Consider the following 16,707-nt stretch of genomic DNA (forward strand, 5'->3'; position numbering starts at 1 on the left):
CATGGCATTCGAAACCATCCTGTTGGACATCCACGGCAAGGTCGGCCTGATCACCCTCAACCGCCCGCAAGCCCTCAATGCGCTGAACGCGCAGATTGTCGGCGAGATCAACCAGGCCCTTGACCAGCTCGAGCGTGACCCGAATATCGGTTGCGTGGTGCTGACAGGTTCGGCCAAGGCCTTTGCCGCTGGCGCCGACATCAAGGAAATGGCCGAACTGCAATACCCGCAGATCTATGTCGACGACCTGTTCAGCGATGCTGACCGCATTGCCAACCGGCGCAAGCCGATCATCGCGGCGGTCTCCGGCTTCGCGCTGGGCGGCGGCTGCGAGTTGGCGATGATGTGTGACTTTATCCTCGCCGCCGACAACGCCAAGTTCGGTCAACCGGAAATCAACCTTGGCGTGTTGCCGGGCATGGGCGGTACCCAGCGTCTGACCCGTGCCGTGGGTAAGGCCAAGGCCATGGAACTGTGCCTGACTGGCCGCCTGATGGGGGCTGAAGAGGCTGAGAGGGCTGGCTTGGTGGCGCGAATCGTGCCGCAGGCGGAGTTGCTGGAAGAGGCGCTTAAGGTGGCTGCGACCATTGCCAGCAAATCGATCCCGGTGAGCATGATGGTCAAGGAGAGCGTTAACCGAGCGTTTGAAGTTACCCTCAGCGAGGGCGTGCGCTTTGAACGCCGGGTCTTCCATGCGGCTTTCTCCACTGAAGACCAAAAAGAAGGCATGGCCGCCTTCATCGCCAAGCGCGAGGCGCAGTTCAAGGATCGTTGATGCCAGCTGGGAATTTGGGCTGGGCCTCCAGGTGCATGCCTTGAGAGGTCTGGTCGCTGTGAGATCGAGCGCCGGGCGGGTGGCGCTCGATCTCATGGGCGCTGAAAAGGTTGTGGCGAGCCTCCCAAGACCAGCCATCCCTGCACCGACCGGCGGATTGTAAGCACTGGAAGCAAATTCGCACCCATTTGCAGTTGCTCCACGCGACGTGGCGCCTTAGACTGCCGCCCCCTGTAAAAGAGTGCCGGTTGGCGCTTGAAGAATTCCGCTGCCGATGCCAAGGCGTCGGCGGCACATGAATCGCCCAAATGCACATTTTTTCATAGAGAAATCGATGACCAAGGAACAGTTGCTGGCCATGTCGGCCGATGACTACATGAACGCCGACCAGCTGGCCTTCTTCACTGAGCTGCTGCAGGCGATGAAAGTCGAAACCCATGAACGCATCGAGCTCAGCCGCACCACCATCGAAGGCCTTGACACCCCGTCGGACCCTGCCGACGTGGCTTCGGTCGAAGAAGAACGTAGCTGGCTGGTAAATGCCATCGACCGCGACCAACGCCTGCTGCCACAGCTGGAAATGGCCCTGGACCGCATTACCGACGAAAGCTTCGGCTGGTGCGATGACAGTGGTGAGCCAATCGGCCTGAAGCGCCTGCTGATCAGCCCGACCACCAAGTACTGCATCGAAGCCCAGGAGCGCCACGAGCAGCTCGACCGCCACCAGCGCCAGGTATAACCCGCGCCAGGTGCAAAGCCCCACGGAGCGATCCCTGGGGCTTTTTGCGCTTGTCGTCGCCGCCGTTTTTGTTGCGCCATAAGAAACACTGCTGTACTGGCATGCGCTGTTTTCTCTTCGCAGGCAGGCGTATCATGGCCTTATCGTTAGGGTGCTAATTAAATTCCGGAGGGAATGATGAATAGCCGAGTCGATGTAGCCGTGATGATTGGTTCGGGTGTGCCGGCCACCCTGCAGGCACTGGGTAAGCGCATTTGCTGGGTGGTGCTGGTCAATGGCGAGCGCCGTGGCACCGCGTTTGCCACGCGTGAAGAAGCGCTGGAGTGCCAGGCTGCCTGGCAGCAGCAGCTGAAGAAGGGGTTGGCAGCCTGAAAATGTTTATTGCCTCTCGACGTGTTTCAGTGTTTTCGGGCATATTTGTTCTACAGTAATGCGCACATGGATGCCAGGGCTTGTTTTCTTGCAGGCTCACTCCCATGGTTGCGTTTTCTGGCGAGTGATCTCAGGCATCACACTTCCCTAACCGGGGATGAGCCAAACGCCTTCGGTTGAAGGCGAATCTGGCAGACCAGAGTAAAGATTCCTGCACGCTGCATCGTCAGCGAGCACAGACATTTCGCATATCGCTTTATTACTCTTTTCGCCTATCGATAAGAAGTGGCCGTGCCTCCCCGAGCTTGGGAGAGGGCGGGTTGTAACCGGTTGAGGATTACTTCATTGGCAGTCAGCACACTTGATACTCATGCGTTGTTCGCCTTGGGCGACTTGCGCGGTAAATTGGCCCAACTGTTCCAGGGTCGCTTCATCTATGTCACCGAACAGAATCCCGAAGGCCTGTACATGGCCGAAATCGACACCGAAAGTGCACTGGTGGTCGATGACAAACAGCGCCTTGAGCTGAAAGTCGGCGACCACTTCCGCGCTGCCGTATTGCCCAGCCGCGAAGGCGGCAAGCTGGAAATGCGCTTTCGCGAAATAAAGTTGAATGTGTATGGCGTGGGCGATTACGCCTTCGTTTCGGTGCCGGAAGGCGATGGGATCGTGTTTCGGGAAGGGCATGGCGTGATGCTGGTGTTCGCCGCGCAGCAACAAGTGCAGGAAGGCCTGGGCAAGTTGCTCAAAGCGGTGACCGGCAAAGTTGCCAAGTGGCGCAAGGGTGAACTGACCACGTTCAAGGCCAGTGAATGACCGACGCTGACGCCGGTCCTGCCTCGCGGTCCGAGTTTCATCGGCAGCACCAAGCACATGCCGTGGCCGAGGCCGAACGCATGCTGGCCAAGCGCGAGGAGCTGAAAGGCACCTGGTTGAACTGGGTGGCGGCTGAGCTCTATGGCCTCAGCCCGCCGCCATATGCCGCCATGGTTCGGCGCGAGTTGCAGCGCCTCAGCCAAGGCTGAGGCGGCAACCCTTCAGTTACCTCGGTCGCTGCCGCTGCTGACCTCTTCAGGGACCGGCTCTTTCGACATGCGCTTGCGGAACAGCGCCGCCCGCGCCAGCAGTAGCGTGGTGACCGGCACGGTGATCGACAGCAGTATCGGGATCAGCCAGGCATGCAGCACCGGGGCGTCCTTGAGCCACGAGAAATAGATGATCGAGGCCAGTGCCACGCACCAGGCGCCAATGGTCGAGGCCAGTGCGGGCGGGTGCATGCGTTGGAAGTAGTCTTTCAGGCGCACCAGGCCTATCGCACCGATCAGGGCGAACAGGCTGCCGGTCAGCAGCAGCGCGGCAGTGACCAGTTCCAGCCAAAACGGCAGTACCAGGGTTTCAGTCATTCGATCACCTCACCGCGCAGCAGGAACTTGGCCAGGGCAAACGAGCCGACGAAGCCGAACAGCGCAATCAGCAGGGCACCCTCGAAATAGGTGTCACTGGCATAGCGGATACCCAGCACCAGCATGGTCAGCATGGCCAGGATGTACAGGTAGTCCAGCGCCAGCACACGGTCCTGGGCGGATGGGCCACGGAACAGCCGGATCAGCGCCAGGCCCATGGCCAGGGCGAAGATGAACAGGCTGGCGAGAACAGCATTGGCGAGCAGGCCTGTCATTGGAAAATCTCCATCAGCGGGCGTTCGTAGGTGTCCTTGAAGTGTTGGATGAAGGCCGCTTCATCCTCCAGGTCGAACACGTGCAGCAGCAAGACACTGCGGTCCAGCGCCAGTTCGGACCAGACGGTGCCCGGTACCACCGTGGTAATCATCGACAGCGCTGCCAGGCCGTGCGCGTCGCGCAGTGCCAGCGATATGTGGACGAACGCGGAGCGTGGAGGCTGCTTGCCGGCACGCAGCACGCCACGAGCAACCAGCAGGTTGGAGATGATTACATCCAGGCCGACCCGGGCGATCAGCCTGGCGATGACCAGTGGCCGGCGTACGTGGGCATGCTGCGGACGCAGGGGCGCCATCAGCAGCGGCGCCAGCACGCCGAGTGCGGCGCCTAGCAGCAGGTTGCCAGGGCTTACCGAGAGGTTCAGCAACAGCCACAGGCCGAACAGCGAGACCGACAGCAGTGGGGCGGGGAACAGTCGGTTCATGGCTGCACCTGTACGTCGAGCGTGGTGGGGCCAGGAATCGGCCGGGCGGCCATCACGGCTTCGATATAGGCGTCCGGGGCCTGCAGGCTGGCAGCTGTGTCCTGGGTGTAGCGCAGCAACGGCTCGGCCTTGAGGCTGAGTATGATGCACAGGCCGAGCAGGATGACGATTGGCAGGCACTCATAGCGGCGCAGTACCGGCGAGGGCCGTTCTTCGGGTTTCCAGAAACGCTGGATGCCAACGCGGCCGAAGGCGATCAGCGAGGCCAAACCGGAGAGGATCAGCAAGGCCACGAGACCCCAGCCGGCCACACTCAGCGGCTGTTCGGCGGGCACGCCGAGGCCCAGTGGGTTGAATAGCGCGCTGATAAGGTTGAGCTTGGCGACAAAACCCGACAGCGGCGGCATGCCGATGATCAGCAGCGCACAAGCGATGAAGCTGAGGCCGAGGAAGGCCATGGTCCACGGGATGATCTGGCCGATCACCGCCTTCTGCTCATCGTCGAGGTTGATGCCTTTGGGCGGGTGCAGCGATTCCAGCGGTGGGGGCATGGCGTCTTCTTCTTCGTCCAGCGGTGCTTCATTGGCCGAGCGCGAACGCTCGACCAGTTCAGCGAGCAGGAACAGTGCGCACAGCGCGAGGGTCGAGTTGACCAGATAGAACAACGCCGCGCCGGTCAGCGCCGACTGGGCAAAGCCGACGGCGCCGAGCAGGGTGCCGGCCGAGACCAGTATGCTCAGGGCCGCCATGCGCTCCAGGCGCTGTGCGGCAAGGATCGATACTGCTGCCACCGCCAGAGTGACCAGGCCGCCGTACACCAGCCACTCGCCGCCGAAATGCGCCGAGGCTCCGGCCTGCCCGGAGAACAGCAGCGTCCACAGGCGCAGCACGGCGTACAGGCCGACTTTGGTCATGATGGCGAACAGCGCAGCCACCGGCGCACTGGCCGAGGCGTAGGCTGGCACCAGCCAGAAGTTCAGCGGCCAGATACCGGCCTTGACCAGGAAGGCCATGGCCAGGATTGCCGCGCCGGCATGCAGCAGGCCACGGTCGGCCTCCGGTACCAGTGGAATCTTCAGTGCCAGATCGGCCATGTTCAAGGTACCGGTCACGCCATACAGCATTGCTGCGCCGATCAGGAACAACGATGAGGCGAACAGGTTGATGGCGATGTAGTGCAGGCCGGCGCGCACCCGAGCGCGACCCGAGCCATGCAGCAGCAGGCCATAGGAGGCGGCCAGCAGCACTTCGAAGAACACGAACAGGTTGAACAGGTCGGCGGTGAGGAAGGCCCCGTACAGGCCCATCAGCTGGATCTGGAACAGCGCATGGAAGCTGGCCCCGGCGCCGTCCCAGCGGGCACGGGCAAACAGTAGCGCACTGAAACCGATGACCCCGGTCAGGGTCAGCAAGAGCGCAGACAAGTGGTCCACCACCAGCACGATGCCGAATGGCGCCGGCCAGTTACCCGGCAGGTACACGCCTATCGACTCTGCCTGGCCCTGGGTCCGCACCCACAGCAGCAGAGAGACCGCGATGACCAGGCCGGCGAAGGTTGACAGCAGGTTCAGCCTGGCCTTGATATGCCTGTGCTTTTCACCCAGCAGCAACATCACCGATGCAGTAATCAGCGGCAGCAGAATGGGGGCGACGATCAGTTGACTCATGCCACTCATTCGTCACGCTCCCGGCCATCCACGTGGTCGGTACCAGTCAGGCCACGCGAGGCCAGCAGCACCACCAGAAACAGCGCAGTCATGGCGAAACTGATGACGATGGCGGTTAACACCAGCGCCTGCGGCAGTGGGTCGGTGTAATGCAGCAGGTCCTGAGTGACGCCGTCCTTGATGATCGGCTCCTTGCCAATGAACAGGCTGCCCATGCTGAAAATGAACAGGTTGACCCGTAAGACAGCAGGCACAGGCCCATGATTACCTGGTAGGTACGCGGGCGCAGGATCAGCCACACCCCCGAGGCGGCCAGCACGCCGATGGCGACTGCAATCACTTCTTCCATCAGGCGGCTCCTGCTTGGCTGGTTTTCGCCGGGTTGCCCGGGCGGTAGGCGCGCACCGACTGGTGCGCCAGGGCCGTGAGGATCAACAGCGTCGAGCCGACCACCACGGTGTACACGCCGACATCGAAGAACAGCGCGCTGGCCACGTGCACGTCACCGAGCAACGGCAGGTGCAGGTGGGCGGTATGAGTGGTGAGGAACGGATAGCCAAGCAACATGGCACCGACTCCAGTCAGGGTCGCGCACAGCAGCCCGGTGCCCATCCAGCGCAGCGGCCGCAGGCTCATCTGTGCTTCGACCCACTGGGTGCCGGCCACCATGTACTGCAGGATGAACGCCACCGACATCACCAGGCCGGCGACAAAGCCACCGCCCGGCTGGTTGTGCCCGCGCATGAACAAGTACATCGACACCAGCAGGGCGATCGGCAGCAGCAGGCGCACCAGTACCGCCGGCACCATCATGAAACCGAGTGCGGTGTCGGTGGCGTGCCGCGGGTTGATCAGGTCGGTGACCACGTCGGGCGCCAGCTGGCGCTGCTGCGCCGGCAGTTGCATGCTCTCCTTCGGTGGGCGGAAGCGCCGCAGCAGGGCGAACACGGTCAGCGCCACGGCCACCAGCACGGTAATTTCACCGAGGGTATCGAAGCCGCGGAAGTCGACCAGCATGACATTGACCACATTGGTACCACCGCCCTGAGGCAGCGCCCGACTCAGGTAGAACGAGGAAATATCGTTGGGCGTCGGCCGGGTCAGCATCGCGTAGGACAGCACGGCCATGCCGCCCCCTACCAGCACCGCCAGCAGCAGGTCGCGCAGGCGGCGCATGCGCGCGCGCTCCAGGCTGCCCGGTAGTGGCGACACGCCTTCAATCCGTCGCGGCAACCAGCGCAAGCCGAGCAGGATCAGCACAGTGGTGACCACTTCCACCACCAACTGGGTCAGGGCCAGATCGGGCGCGGAGAACCAGACGAAGGTGATGCAGGTCATCAAGCCGCAGACGCTGACCATGATCAGTGCTGCCAGACGGTGGTATTTGGCCTGGTAGGCGGCGCCGATGGCGCAGGCAATGGCGATCAGCCACAGGGCGACGAACACACCCGAACCCGGAATCTTCGGCCGGTCGCCCCAGCTCAGGCCGCTATAGAGCATGGGCGTGAGGCCAGCAAGAAACGCGGCGACGACCAGCATGAACAGCTGCGACTGCAGGCGACGGGTGGTGAACAGGCGCTCGATGCGACGTGCCAGCAGCATCAGGTGCACTTGGCCGTGCTCGAACAGGCGCTTGCCGTTGAAGCGCTCGATCAGCGGTGGGTAGGGGAAGCGGCCCAGGCGCAGCTGCTTGCGCAGCAGCAGGTACAGGACGATGCCGCCGCTCATGGCCACCAGGCTCATGATCAGCGGTGCGTTCCAGCCATGCCAGATGGCCAGGCTGTATTCCGGCAGTGTGCCGCCTACTACCGGCAGGGCCGCAGCGGCCAGCAGCGGGCCGACCGACTGAGCAGGGAAGATGCCCACTACCAGGCAGGTGAGCACCAGCAGCTCGACCGGCGCACGCATCCAGCGTGGCGGCTCGTGCGGGGTATGGGGCAGGTCCTGGGCTGGCGGCCCGAAGAACACATCGACCGTGAAGCGCAGGGCATAAGCCACGCTGAAGGTACCGGCCAGGGTGGCGATCACCGGCAACGTCGTTTCGACCCAGGCGGTGGAGCTGATGAATACGGTTTCGGCGAAGAACATTTCTTTCGACAGGAAGCCGTTCATCAACGGGACGCCGGCCATCGAGGCGCTGGCCACCATGGCCAGGGTGGCGGTGTATGGCACCAGGCGGATCAGGCCACTGAGGCGGCGGATGTCACGCGTACCGCTTTCGTGGTCGATGATACCGGCGGCCATGAACAGGGAGGCTTTGAAGGTGGCATGGTTGAGAATGTGGAACACGGCGGCAACGGCCGCCAGCGGGCTGTTCAGACCTAGCAGCAGGGTAATGAGGCCCAGGTGGCTGATGGTCGAATAGGCCAGCAGGCCCTTGAGGTCGTTCTGGAACATGGCGGCGAAAGCGCCGAGCAGCAGAGTGAGGGCGCCGGCGCCGCCGACGATCCAGAACCACTCATCGCTGCCCGACAGCACCGGCCAGAAGCGCGCCAGCAGGAACACGCCCGCTTTGACCATGGTGGCGGAGTGCAGATAGGCCGATACCGGGGTGGGCGCTGCCATGGCGTGGGCAGCCAGAAATGGAAGGGGAACTGTGCGCTCTTGCTCAGGGCGCCGATGAGGATCAGGGGCAGCAGCACCGGGTACAGCGCATGCTGGCGGATGGTGTCGCCGGCAGCCAGGACCTTGTCCAGGTCGTAGCTGCCGACCACATGGCCTAGCAGCAGGGCCCCTACCAACAGGCACAAACCGCCCGCGCCGGTGACCATCAGCGCCATGTAGGCGCCGCGGCGGGCGTCGGCGCGGTGGTGCCAGTAGCCGATGAGCAGGAAGGAGAACAGGCTGGTGAGTTCCCAGAAGAACACCAGCTGGATCAGGTTGCCGGAGATCACCAGGCCGAGCATGGCGCCCATGAAGGCCAGGAAGAAGGCGAAGAAACGCGGTACCGGGTCTTGCGGCGACATGTAGTAGCGGGCATACAGCGACACCAGCGTACCAATGCCCAGCACCAGCAACGAGAACAGCCAGGCAAAGCCGTCCATGCGCAGCACCAGGTTCAACCCCAGGCTGGGCAGCCACAGGAATTCTTCGCGAATTACGCCACCGTGGGCAATCTGAGGGTACAGAAGTGCTACCTGGACGGTACCGACCAGGGCTACGAGCCCGGCAAGAATGGACTCGGCGTTACGTGCGTTGTGCGGCAGCACGGCTGCCAGGCAACTGCCCACGAACGGCAGAAGCAGTAGCACTATCAAAGACATAGCGGCCTATTCTGGAGAAGTTTGCAAAGATCATACGTGCCGAGTGGATGATCACCAACACGCAAGCTGTCGCAGAATCCTACAAACAGGCTGTGACAAGCTGTTTTTTTATAACAGTTTTTTACAAAGCATAGTCGTAGTTGGCGGCTTTACAGCCCTGCCTGGCGCTCGCCTGAATTTTGCACGTCCCGTGCGGCATCGACTTCGCGCGGGCGGCGCACCTTGAGTTCGCTGACCACCACCGCGATCACGATCAGCAAGCCGCCAAGCAGCGCCACGCCCGGCAGGCGCTCGCCGGCTAGGCGCCCGACGATACCGGCCCACACCGGTTCACCGGCATAGATGAGGGTCGCGCGGGTGGGGGAGACCGACTTTTGCGCCCAGTTCATTGCCACCTGAATGACTGCGCTCATGGCGCCCAGGCCCACTGCGCTGGTCAGCAGCAGCCAGGAGAAGTCGGGGATGCGCTCCTGGGTCGGCACGATCATCAGGAACGCTAGCAGTGAAGCAGTCGCCAGTTGCACGACGGTGACCCGTCGCACATCGACCTGGCCTGCATAGCGGCTGATCAGGATGATTTCGCCTGCAATGGCCACCGCGCTGACCAAGGTGACCAGTTCGCCTTCGCTGAAGTGCAGGCTGCCGCCTTCGGGCCCGGCCAGCAGCATCAGGCCGATGAACGCCAGGCAAATGCCGATGCTGGGCATCAGGCCAGGCCGCCGGCCCAGCACCAGCCACTGCAGCAGCGGCACGAACGGCACGTAAAGTGCGGTGATGAACGCCGACTGGCTGCTGCTGATGGTTTGCAGGCCCATGGTCTGCAAGCCGTAGCCGAGCATGATCGACACACCGATCAGCATGCCGGCCTTCAGTTCGGTAAAGGTCAGCCCAGGCAGCGCTCGTGCCGACACCACGGCTACGAACAGCGCGGCTGCCGCAAAGCGCAGGCCGACGAAGAACATCGGGCCGCTGACGGTCATCACGTTGTGCACCAGCAGGAAGGTGCCGCCCCACAACATGGTGATGAACACCAGCACCAGTTCGGCCTTGCTCAGGCGAAAGGTAACGGTGGAGGTCGACTTGCTGCTGGGCTGGCTCATGGTCTTGCACACTCGGCGGGGGGCGGCGCACAATCGCCGCAAAAGTGGGCAGTATACTGCGCAATCTTGACCAGTGAGCAATATAGTGCACAAAGATTCTTTGCACCGGGCATCGGTGCTGCAACATGTCAGCCTCAATGTGCGCAGCCTGCGCAACGCTGCCGGAATGAGCCAGACGGCGCTTGCCGAGCGCTCCGGGGTCAGCCGCCGCATGCTGGTAGCGATCGAGGCGGGCGAGAAGAATGTCAGCTTGACCACCCTGGACTTGATCGCTGAAGCCTTGGGCGTGGCCTTCAGTACCCTGATCCAGGCGCCAGACCTGCGCGACCCCGGGCGCATCGAAGAGCTGGCCTGGGCTGGCGAACATCCGCAGAGCAGGGCGGTGTTGCTTGGCACCAGTGCGGCACGGCGCGAGGTGGAGCTGTGGGAGTGGACCCTCGCACCGGGCGAGTGCTATTCCAGCGAGGCTGATGCCGAAGGCTGGAGCGAGCAGATTTATGTGGCCGAAGGGCAATTGACGCTGATCATCGAAGATGTCGAGCATCGCTTGCAGGTGGGGCAGTTCCACGTGTTCCCCAGCAATTGCCGGTATGCCTACCGTAACGATGGCGCGGTGGCGGTGCGGTTTGTGCGCAATGTGGTGATTTGAGCTTGCAGCTTTAGGGGCTGCACAGCAGCCCCCAAAGCTCTCGAGCTGATCAATCTTTCAGCAGTTCTTCGGTCTTCACCACCTTGGCGTAGGCAAACGCCAACGCCGCCATCGCCGAATCATGCACCTGCGCCGCCGGCACCTGCTTGCCGTCGAATTCCAGTGGTAGGGTCGCGCAGGCATCGTGCGCCACGGTCACCGTATAGCCCAAATCTGCCGCGGCGCGGGTAGCGGCGTCGATGCACATGTGGCTCATGCTGCCGGCAATGGTCAGGGCCTCGACACCATGCCGGTCCAGCGTGTGCTCAAGCTCGGTGCCTAGGAAGGCATTGACCTTGTGCTTGAGCACCACCGGCTCGCCTTTTACCGGCGCGACCTTGGAGTGGATGGCCGCACCCTGCGAGCCTGGGGCGAAGAATGGCGCATCGGCGCTGTCGAACTCATGCCGCACGTGCACCACCAGGTCGCCACGCTGGCGCGCTGCTGCCAATAAGCGTGCAGCGTTGTCGGCCGCCTGGTCGGCGCCATCGAGTGTCCACTTGCCGCCCGGGAAGTAGTCGTTCTGGATGTCGATGATGATCAGTGCCTGCTTGCTCATGCTGCCTCCTGTGGCAGTAGTCGTGGATAGACGTTAGTTATAGGCTGTGTGCACTGACATGAGGATTGGCGCGAACGACACTATGCGGGCAAAAACTGACACCCCATCCAGCCTGGACATCGGTCTGCTGCTGTACCCCGGCGTGCAGCGCGCCGCCGTGCATGGGCTGGCCGACCTGTTCCTGGTGGCCAACCGGGTTGCGGCCGAGCTGGGTGGCGTTGGGTTGCCGACTATTCGCGTCAGCTTCTGGCAGGCAGATGAATTGGGGCGATTGCTGCCTGCCCCGGATAGCCCGGCTGATGCCGGGCTGGGCTTGCGCGTTTTGATCATTCCGCCGAGCCTGGAGTCGGCTCCGCAAGCCGAGCTGCTCGAGCGTCACCGCGCGTTGCTGTGCCAACTGCACGTGCAGGGTACGGTGCTGGCGTCAGTATGTATCGGGGTGTTTTTCATTGCCGCCAGCGGCCTGCTGGACGGGCGCCCGGCCTGCACCCACTGGAACTATGTACAGGCGCTTGCACAGCGCTTCCCCAAGGTGCGGGTAGAGGCCCAGCAGCCGTTGCTGGATGACGGGGACATCGTGACCTCGGCCGGGCTCATGGCCTGGACCGACTTGGGCTTGCGCCTGCTGGAGCGCTTTCTGGGGGCTACGGTGGCACGGGAGACCGCCCGCTATCTGGCCGTCGATCCGGTCACGGCGACGCTGCCCGGGGCTGTATTCAGCCCGCGCCTGGATCACGGTGACGAGGCCGTGCTGAAAGTACAACACTGGTTGCAGGGCAATGGTGGGCAGGATGCCGACCTGGCCGCGATGGCTGCCTGCGCGGGGCTGGAGGCGCGGACCTTCTTGCGGCGATTTCGTGCTGCTACCGGGCTACGCCCGACCGAGTACTGCCAGCAGGTCAGGGTAGGGCGGGCGTGCCGTTTGCTGGAGTTTACCCGGCGCAACGTCGAACAGATCGCCTGGGGTGTGGGCTACCAGGATCCGGGCGCCTTTCGCAAGGTGTTCCAACGCGTCACCGGCTTTACCCCGAGCGACTATCGGCGGCGGTTTGCGGTGTCCGATCAGGGTATGTAGAAACCACTTGACCTTGACTTTGCTTGAGGTTTTACCCTGCTCGGCATCGCGCTGCATGCGTCCTTATCCAGGAGACCGTCGATGTCGGCAAACGCTCATGCCTTGTGGTTCACCCAGATGATCGAATATGAAGTGCCCAGCGTGTGCCAGCACGCACTGGCCCAGGCCCTGGTGGCGCGTAGCGAAGTGTTGGCCACGCGTTGCGAAGGCTTGCAGGGTGTGAGCATCCAGGCCAGTGACGATGGCAGCCGGGTGTTGCAGTACCTGCAATGGCAGTCACGCCAGGCCTGGGCGGAGGCGGCAGTGCACTTCGTCGAAGAATCGTTCCTTGACCTGCTGGGGCAGCATCAGGCCCGGGGCGTCAACTTCGCCGCCTACCAGGCCCTGCGCAGCCTGGTGCGCGGCACGGATGGCGGCCTGCATTGCCAGGTGGGCGAGCCTCATGCATACCAGGGTGCATAGTGCGGGTAGCGGTCCAGACGGGCACCGATGACCATTTCGCCGATCCATGCCGCCAGGATCGAGCTGTAGGCTTTCTGGCTTTCTTCGCTGGACAGTGCGTGGTCGGCGCCGTCGACGATGCGATGGGTGAGCGAGTGGGCACTGACGAACGCCGAGCGGTAGCTCATCAGTGTGCTGTGCGGTACGTAGTCGTCCTGCTCGGACTCCACCAGCAGTACATCCCCGCTGAATTCGGCGCAGGCGGCCAGCGCGCGGTTGTCCGCCGGGCCGAGCGGACGTCGGCGGTAGTCGTTCAGGCGTTGACGGTCGAGCGTTTGCTTGGGGCTGCCCCATTCATCGTCCCAATACATGGCAGGTACCCGCAGGGCCAGCCATCTGACTGACCGTTCGCGGGTCAGCAGGGTGGCCAGGTAACCGCCATAGCTGCTGCCGATGATGGCGATGGCGCTGCTATCGACGGCCGGGTGACTGACCAGTCGATCGTAGGCCGCCAGCAAGTCCTGCAAGTTTTGCTCACGCGTGACCGTGAGGCGCTGGCTCTCGGTTTTTTCGTGGCCGCGCAGGTCGAACGTCATGCACACGCAACCCAGCCCGGTAATATGCCGGGCGCGGGCGAGGTCGCGTTGCTGGCTGCCGCCCCAGCCGTGGACGAAGAGAATACCTGGCATCTTGCTGCCCGGGCTGACCAGGGTGCCATTGATGCGATCATTTTCGACCTGCAGTTCAACGGTTTCACTCTGAATGGTCATGTTCGCGAATCCGCGCAAATTTGCTGAGTTGTCCGAGTTCACTGTCGTTTCCTTGGTAGAAGAGGGTGGCGTCAGTGGGCAGGTCGGGGGTGCCGAACACTTCATGGGTGGAGGCTCGCACCGCTGTAATGCCGGGTCATCGGCAAAAGCCTGCAGGGCCAACAGCTCGGCGCTGCTGGCACCGCCCAGGCGCCAGGATTGTTCGAGTACGCCGCTGCGCAGGTGGCCCTGCGAATCGAGGCCGCGGGCGATGTCGTAGTTGCGCCGGGAGGCAATGAAACCAGGGAAGTGCTGCTCGGCAGCCTGCTCGTAGGTGATGGCCTGGTTGATGGCCAGTCGCAGGTGCTCTTCCATGGGGAGTTGGAGGAGTGCCTGGTAGTCGCCGCGTACCACCACCAGGTCGGAACCTCCGTACACCTCGGTGCCTTGATGGTCGCGGGTCAGTTGTTGAGTGCCGTGATAGCTGCAGGTCAGGCCGGCGACGCGCACCTGGCCGACGCTGAAGGTTTGCACGTCGCTCAAGTCCTCTTCGAGTACCAGCCCCCACCGTGCCAACTGCTGGTCGTCCATGGCGGCCAGCAGGGGCTCCAGCGCGTCTGCCAGGGTGATGACTTGCTGCCCGCGCCCTGCGCAGGCCAACACGGGCTTGACCCGCACGGGGCCGTCGAGCAGCAGTAGCTGTGCAGCAGTGCGCGCATCGGCTTTGCTGAATACGGTATAGCCGCGCAGCAAGGCGTCACTGGCCTGCCGGGCGAAGTCATCGGTCCAGCCCGGCGGAAAACTGGCCCCGGCCGGTAGCGGGTGAGAGATCGCCTTGGTTGCCATGTAGGGCTGGTCGACCAGCCCGCCAAACAGATCCTGCTCGCTGCGGATACCTCTAGCAGCCTGACGTCTGGCGTCGATCAGGGTTTCGGTGGGCAGGTAGTAGTAGCCATCGACGGCGGTTGCTGAGGGGGTGGGTTTCACGTGCGGGCAGCCCAGCAGGCCGGCCAGGCCATCGGCAAGCTTGAGGTGCACGGCATGCTCATGTTCGGGGGTGTGATCGCGGGTATCGAGCAGCACCACGCCGGCTTTCGGTTCGCTGGCACTGGGCATGGTCATTTGCCTGTGTGCAATGAATGTACTGTGTGTGAAGCCGGTGCCTTGGGGAAGTTCAGCAAAACTGGATCGGTGGTCCAGGCCCAGCTGTAGGAAGTGTCCTGTTTGTGCAGCGGCGATTGCAGGGCTCTGGCGGCTGTTCCATTATCGGTGTATTGGATCAATTCTGATGTAGCCGCAGGAGAGCGCATGAACGTCCAGACCACCCTTGAGCAAAGCGTGCCACAGCGACTGGCGCACGTGCGCGAGGCCATGGCGGCAGGGGGCATCGATGCCTTGCTGGTACCCTCGGCCGACCCTCACCTTTCCGAATACCTGCCCGGTCACTGGCAGGGGCGCCAGTGGCTGTCGGGGTTCCATGGCTCGGTCGGTACGCTGGTGGTCACCTCTGGGTTCGCCGGGCTGTGGGTCGATAGCCGCTACTGGGAGCAGGCGGATCACGAGCTGGCGGGCAGCGGCATCGAACTGATGAAACTGTTGCCAGGCAAGCCAGGGGCGCTGGAGTGGCTGGGTGATAACGTCAAGCCCAACGGTAGCGTCGCGGTAGATGGTGCGGTCATGGCTCTGGCTTCGGCGCGCCAGCTAGGTGAGCGGCTGAAGGCACGTGGGGCGCGGCTGGTGACCGACAAGGACCTGCTGGCCCAGGTCTGGGACGGGCGCCCGGCGCTCCCAGCCAACCCTGTGTACCAGCACTTGCCGCCACATGCCACGGTGAGCCGGGCGGAAAAGCTCGCGCAACTGCGCCAGGGCATCCAGGACAAGGGGGCCGACTGGCACTTTATCGCAACCCTCGATGACATTGCCTGGTTGTTCAACCTGCGCGGTAGCGATGTCTCCTACAACCCGGTTTTCCTGGCCTTTGCCCTGATCAACCCGCAGCAGGCCATTTTGTTCGTAGGCCAGGACAAGGTGGATGCGCACCTGCGCCAGGTGCTGGCGGTCGACGGCATCGAGGTGCGCGACTATAGCGAGGCAGGCAAGGCCCTGGCCGCTGTTGCGGCGGGTGGGCGGTTGCTGGTGGATCCTGCCCGTGTCACCTGCGGCCTGTTGGCCAACCTGGCGGCAGAGGTGGTGCTGGTCGAGGGGCTAAACCCCACCACGCTGAGCAAGTCCTGCAAAGGCGGCGATGACTTGGTGCATATCCGCCAGGTCATGGAGCAAGACGGCGCGGCCTTGTGCGAGTTCTTTGCCTGGTTCGAGGCGAACCTTGGGCGAGAGGTTGTCACTGAGCTTACAGTTGACGAGCAATTGAGTGCCGCACGTGCCCGGCGCCCGAATTTCGTGTCGCTGAGCTTCTCGACCATTGCCGCCTTCAATGGCAATGGCGCCATGCCGCATTACCGTGCCACCGAGCAGTCGCATGCGGTCATCGAAGGTGATGGCTTGCTGCTGATCGACTCGGGTGGGCAATACCTGGGCGGCACCACCGACATCACCCGCATGGTGCCAGTCGGTAACCCCAGCCATGCACAGAAGCAGGACTGCACGCGGGTACTGAAGGGCATGATTGCCCTGTCGCGTGCCACGTTCCCGCGGGGGTACTGTCGCCGTTGCTCGACGCTATCGCCCGGGCGCCGATCTGGGCTGACCAGGTCGACTATGGCCATGGCACCGGGCACGGGGTGGGCTACTTCATGAACGTACACGAAGGGCCGCAAGTAATTGCCTATCAGGCAGTGGCTGCACCGCAGACGGCGATGCAAGCGGGCATGATCAGCTCGATCGAGCCGGGTACGTACCGGCCGGGGCAGTGGGGGGTACGTATCGAGAACCTGGTGGTCAACCGCGAAGCGGGCAGGAGTGCGTTCGGCGATTTCCTGTGCTTCGAGACCTTGACCCTGTGCCCGATCGATACCCGCTGTCTGCTGCCCGCGCTGCTGGTAAAGGAAGAGGTGGAGTGGCTGAACGGCTATCATGCCAATGTGCGTGAGCGCCTTGCGCCTCTACTCAAGGGTGATGCACTGGCCTGGCTGGAGGCACGTACTGCGCCGCTGTAA

General features: G+C 63.1%; 15 protein-coding genes and 4 pseudogenes. 9 read left to right on the forward strand and 10 right to left on the reverse strand.

The features are described from left to right. Position 1: 1 nt before the first annotated feature. From AB5975_19210 to AB5975_19230, 5 genes are all read left to right on the forward strand, one after another. Complete coding sequence (locus AB5975_19210; GenBank protein ID XDR18728.1) at positions 2 to 775, forward strand: enoyl-CoA hydratase; 774 nt, start codon at positions 2 to 4, stop codon at positions 773 to 775. Positions 776 to 1,109: 334 nt separating this feature from the next. Further along, the gene (locus tag AB5975_19215; GenBank protein ID XDR18729.1) at positions 1,110 to 1,514 is read left to right on the forward strand and encodes a TraR/DksA family transcriptional regulator; all 405 of its coding nucleotides are present in this window, start codon (positions 1,110 to 1,112) and stop codon (positions 1,512 to 1,514) included. Between the two features lie 177 nt (positions 1,515 to 1,691). Further along, a complete protein-coding gene (locus tag AB5975_19220) occupies positions 1,692 to 1,886 on the forward strand; it encodes a hypothetical protein (GenBank protein XDR18730.1) in 195 nt (64 codons plus the stop codon). A gap of 345 nt (positions 1,887 to 2,231) precedes the next feature. Beyond that, entirely contained in the window at positions 2,232 to 2,702 is a 471-nt protein-coding gene (locus AB5975_19225) for a hypothetical protein (protein XDR18731.1), read from the forward strand. Continuing rightward, positions 2,699 to 2,911 carry a hypothetical protein gene (locus AB5975_19230; protein XDR18732.1) on the forward strand — a complete coding sequence of 71 codons (213 nt, stop codon included), beginning with the start codon at positions 2,699 to 2,701 and terminating at the stop codon, positions 2,909 to 2,911. The genes AB5975_19225 and AB5975_19230 overlap by 4 nt, the downstream gene beginning before the upstream one ends. 12 nt (positions 2,912 to 2,923) lie before the next feature. On the opposite strand, the gene AB5975_19235 is transcribed toward AB5975_19230, so the two are convergent. The 7 genes and pseudogenes from AB5975_19235 to AB5975_19265 form a co-directional block, all read right to left on the reverse strand. Beyond that, the gene (locus tag AB5975_19235; protein ID XDR18733.1) at positions 2,924 to 3,289 is read right to left on the reverse strand and encodes a Na+/H+ antiporter subunit G; all 366 of its coding nucleotides are present in this window, start codon (positions 3,287 to 3,289) and stop codon (positions 2,924 to 2,926) included. Continuing rightward, a complete protein-coding gene (locus AB5975_19240) occupies positions 3,286 to 3,564 on the reverse strand; it encodes a K+/H+ antiporter subunit F (protein ID XDR18734.1) in 279 nt (92 codons plus the stop codon). Before AB5975_19240 ends, AB5975_19235 begins: the two co-directional genes overlap by 4 nt. Further along, positions 3,561 to 4,049 carry a Na+/H+ antiporter subunit E gene (locus tag AB5975_19245; GenBank protein ID XDR18735.1) on the reverse strand — a complete coding sequence of 163 codons (489 nt, stop codon included), beginning with the start codon at positions 4,047 to 4,049 and terminating at the stop codon, positions 3,561 to 3,563. The genes AB5975_19240 and AB5975_19245 overlap by 4 nt, the downstream gene beginning before the upstream one ends. After that, complete coding sequence (locus tag AB5975_19250) at positions 4,046 to 5,725, reverse strand: monovalent cation/H+ antiporter subunit D (GenBank protein XDR18736.1); 1,680 nt, start codon at positions 5,723 to 5,725, stop codon at positions 4,046 to 4,048. Before AB5975_19250 ends, AB5975_19245 begins: the two co-directional genes overlap by 4 nt. Further along, positions 5,722 to 6,065 (reverse strand): annotated as a pseudogene (locus AB5975_19255) (Na+/H+ antiporter subunit C). The gene AB5975_19250 and the pseudogene AB5975_19255 overlap by 4 nt, the downstream one beginning before the upstream one ends. Beyond that, positions 6,065 to 8,979: pseudogene (locus AB5975_19260) on the reverse strand (monovalent cation/H+ antiporter subunit A). Before AB5975_19260 ends, AB5975_19255 begins: the two co-directional pseudogenes overlap by 1 nt. Positions 8,980 to 9,128: 149 nt before the next feature. Beyond that, a complete protein-coding gene (locus AB5975_19265) occupies positions 9,129 to 10,079 on the reverse strand; it encodes a DMT family transporter (GenBank protein ID XDR18737.1) in 951 nt (316 codons plus the stop codon). Positions 10,080 to 10,164: 85 nt separating this feature from the next. On the opposite strand from AB5975_19265, the gene AB5975_19270 reads away from it, so the two are divergent. Continuing rightward, on the forward strand, positions 10,165 to 10,728 hold the full coding sequence (locus tag AB5975_19270) for a helix-turn-helix domain-containing protein (GenBank protein ID XDR18738.1): 564 nt from the start codon (positions 10,165 to 10,167) through the stop codon (positions 10,726 to 10,728). A gap of 49 nt (positions 10,729 to 10,777) precedes the next feature. On the opposite strand, the gene AB5975_19275 is transcribed toward AB5975_19270, so the two are convergent. After that, the gene (locus tag AB5975_19275; GenBank protein ID XDR18739.1) at positions 10,778 to 11,326 is read right to left on the reverse strand and encodes a cysteine hydrolase family protein; all 549 of its coding nucleotides are present in this window, start codon (positions 11,324 to 11,326) and stop codon (positions 10,778 to 10,780) included. A gap of 82 nt (positions 11,327 to 11,408) precedes the next feature. Here AB5975_19275 and AB5975_19280 point away from each other — a divergent pair, with 82 nt between their 5' ends. Then, positions 11,409 to 12,401 carry a GlxA family transcriptional regulator gene (locus AB5975_19280; GenBank protein XDR18740.1) on the forward strand — a complete coding sequence of 331 codons (993 nt, stop codon included), beginning with the start codon at positions 11,409 to 11,411 and terminating at the stop codon, positions 12,399 to 12,401. Positions 12,402 to 12,482: 81 nt separating this feature from the next. Next, positions 12,483 to 12,863 (forward strand): antibiotic biosynthesis monooxygenase, encoded by a 381-nt coding sequence (locus AB5975_19285; GenBank protein ID XDR18741.1) that lies wholly within the window; start codon positions 12,483 to 12,485, stop codon positions 12,861 to 12,863. On the opposite strand, the gene AB5975_19290 is transcribed toward AB5975_19285, so the two are convergent. Together AB5975_19290 and AB5975_19295 are read right to left on the reverse strand one after the other, a co-directional pair. Next, positions 12,842 to 13,612 carry an alpha/beta hydrolase family protein gene (locus tag AB5975_19290; protein ID XDR18742.1) on the reverse strand — a complete coding sequence of 257 codons (771 nt, stop codon included), beginning with the start codon at positions 13,610 to 13,612 and terminating at the stop codon, positions 12,842 to 12,844. The two genes, AB5975_19285 and AB5975_19290, sit on opposite strands and share 22 nt — an antisense overlap. Continuing rightward, a pseudogene (locus tag AB5975_19295) lies at positions 13,596 to 14,713 on the reverse strand (DUF3182 family protein). The gene AB5975_19290 and the pseudogene AB5975_19295 overlap by 17 nt, the downstream one beginning before the upstream one ends. 186 nt (positions 14,714 to 14,899) lie before the next feature. Here AB5975_19295 and AB5975_19300 point away from each other — a divergent pair. Further along, positions 14,900 to 16,707, forward strand: a pseudogene (locus tag AB5975_19300) (aminopeptidase P family protein).

The sequence above is a fragment of the Pseudomonas putida genome (assembly GCA_041071465.1).
GTDB lineage: Bacteria > Pseudomonadota > Gammaproteobacteria > Pseudomonadales > Pseudomonadaceae > Aquipseudomonas > Aquipseudomonas putida_P.

Bases quoted from the DNA above. Each gene is read 5' to 3' on its own strand.
- AB5975_19275 (XDR18739.1), bottom strand. From the start codon at position 11,326: ATGAGCAAGCAGGCACTGATCATCATCGACATCCAGAACGACTACTTC.
- AB5975_19215 (XDR18729.1), top strand. From the start codon at position 1,110: ATGACCAAGGAACAGTTGCTGGCCATGTCGGCCGATGACTACATGAAC.
- AB5975_19230 (XDR18732.1), top strand. From the start codon at position 2,699: ATGACCGACGCTGACGCCGGTCCTGCCTCGCGGTCCGAGTTTCATCGG.
- AB5975_19285 (XDR18741.1), top strand. From the start codon at position 12,483: ATGTCGGCAAACGCTCATGCCTTGTGGTTCACCCAGATGATCGAATAT.
- AB5975_19245 (XDR18735.1), bottom strand. From the start codon at position 4,049: ATGAACCGACTGTTCCCCGCCCCACTGCTGTCGGTCTCGCTGTTCGGC.
- AB5975_19250 (XDR18736.1), bottom strand. From the start codon at position 5,725: ATGAGTGGCATGAGTCAACTGATCGTCGCCCCCATTCTGCTGCCGCTG.
- AB5975_19290 (XDR18742.1), bottom strand. From the start codon at position 13,612: ATGACCATTCAGAGTGAAACCGTTGAACTGCAGGTCGAAAATGATCGC.
- AB5975_19240 (XDR18734.1), bottom strand. From the start codon at position 3,564: ATGACAGGCCTGCTCGCCAATGCTGTTCTCGCCAGCCTGTTCATCTTC.
- AB5975_19235 (XDR18733.1), bottom strand. From the start codon at position 3,289: ATGACTGAAACCCTGGTACTGCCGTTTTGGCTGGAACTGGTCACTGCC.
- AB5975_19265 (XDR18737.1), bottom strand. From the start codon at position 10,079: ATGAGCCAGCCCAGCAGCAAGTCGACCTCCACCGTTACCTTTCGCCTG.
- AB5975_19280 (XDR18740.1), top strand. From the start codon at position 11,409: ATGCGGGCAAAAACTGACACCCCATCCAGCCTGGACATCGGTCTGCTG.
- AB5975_19210 (XDR18728.1), top strand. From the start codon at position 2: ATGGCATTCGAAACCATCCTGTTGGACATCCACGGCAAGGTCGGCCTG.
- AB5975_19220 (XDR18730.1), top strand. From the start codon at position 1,692: ATGAATAGCCGAGTCGATGTAGCCGTGATGATTGGTTCGGGTGTGCCG.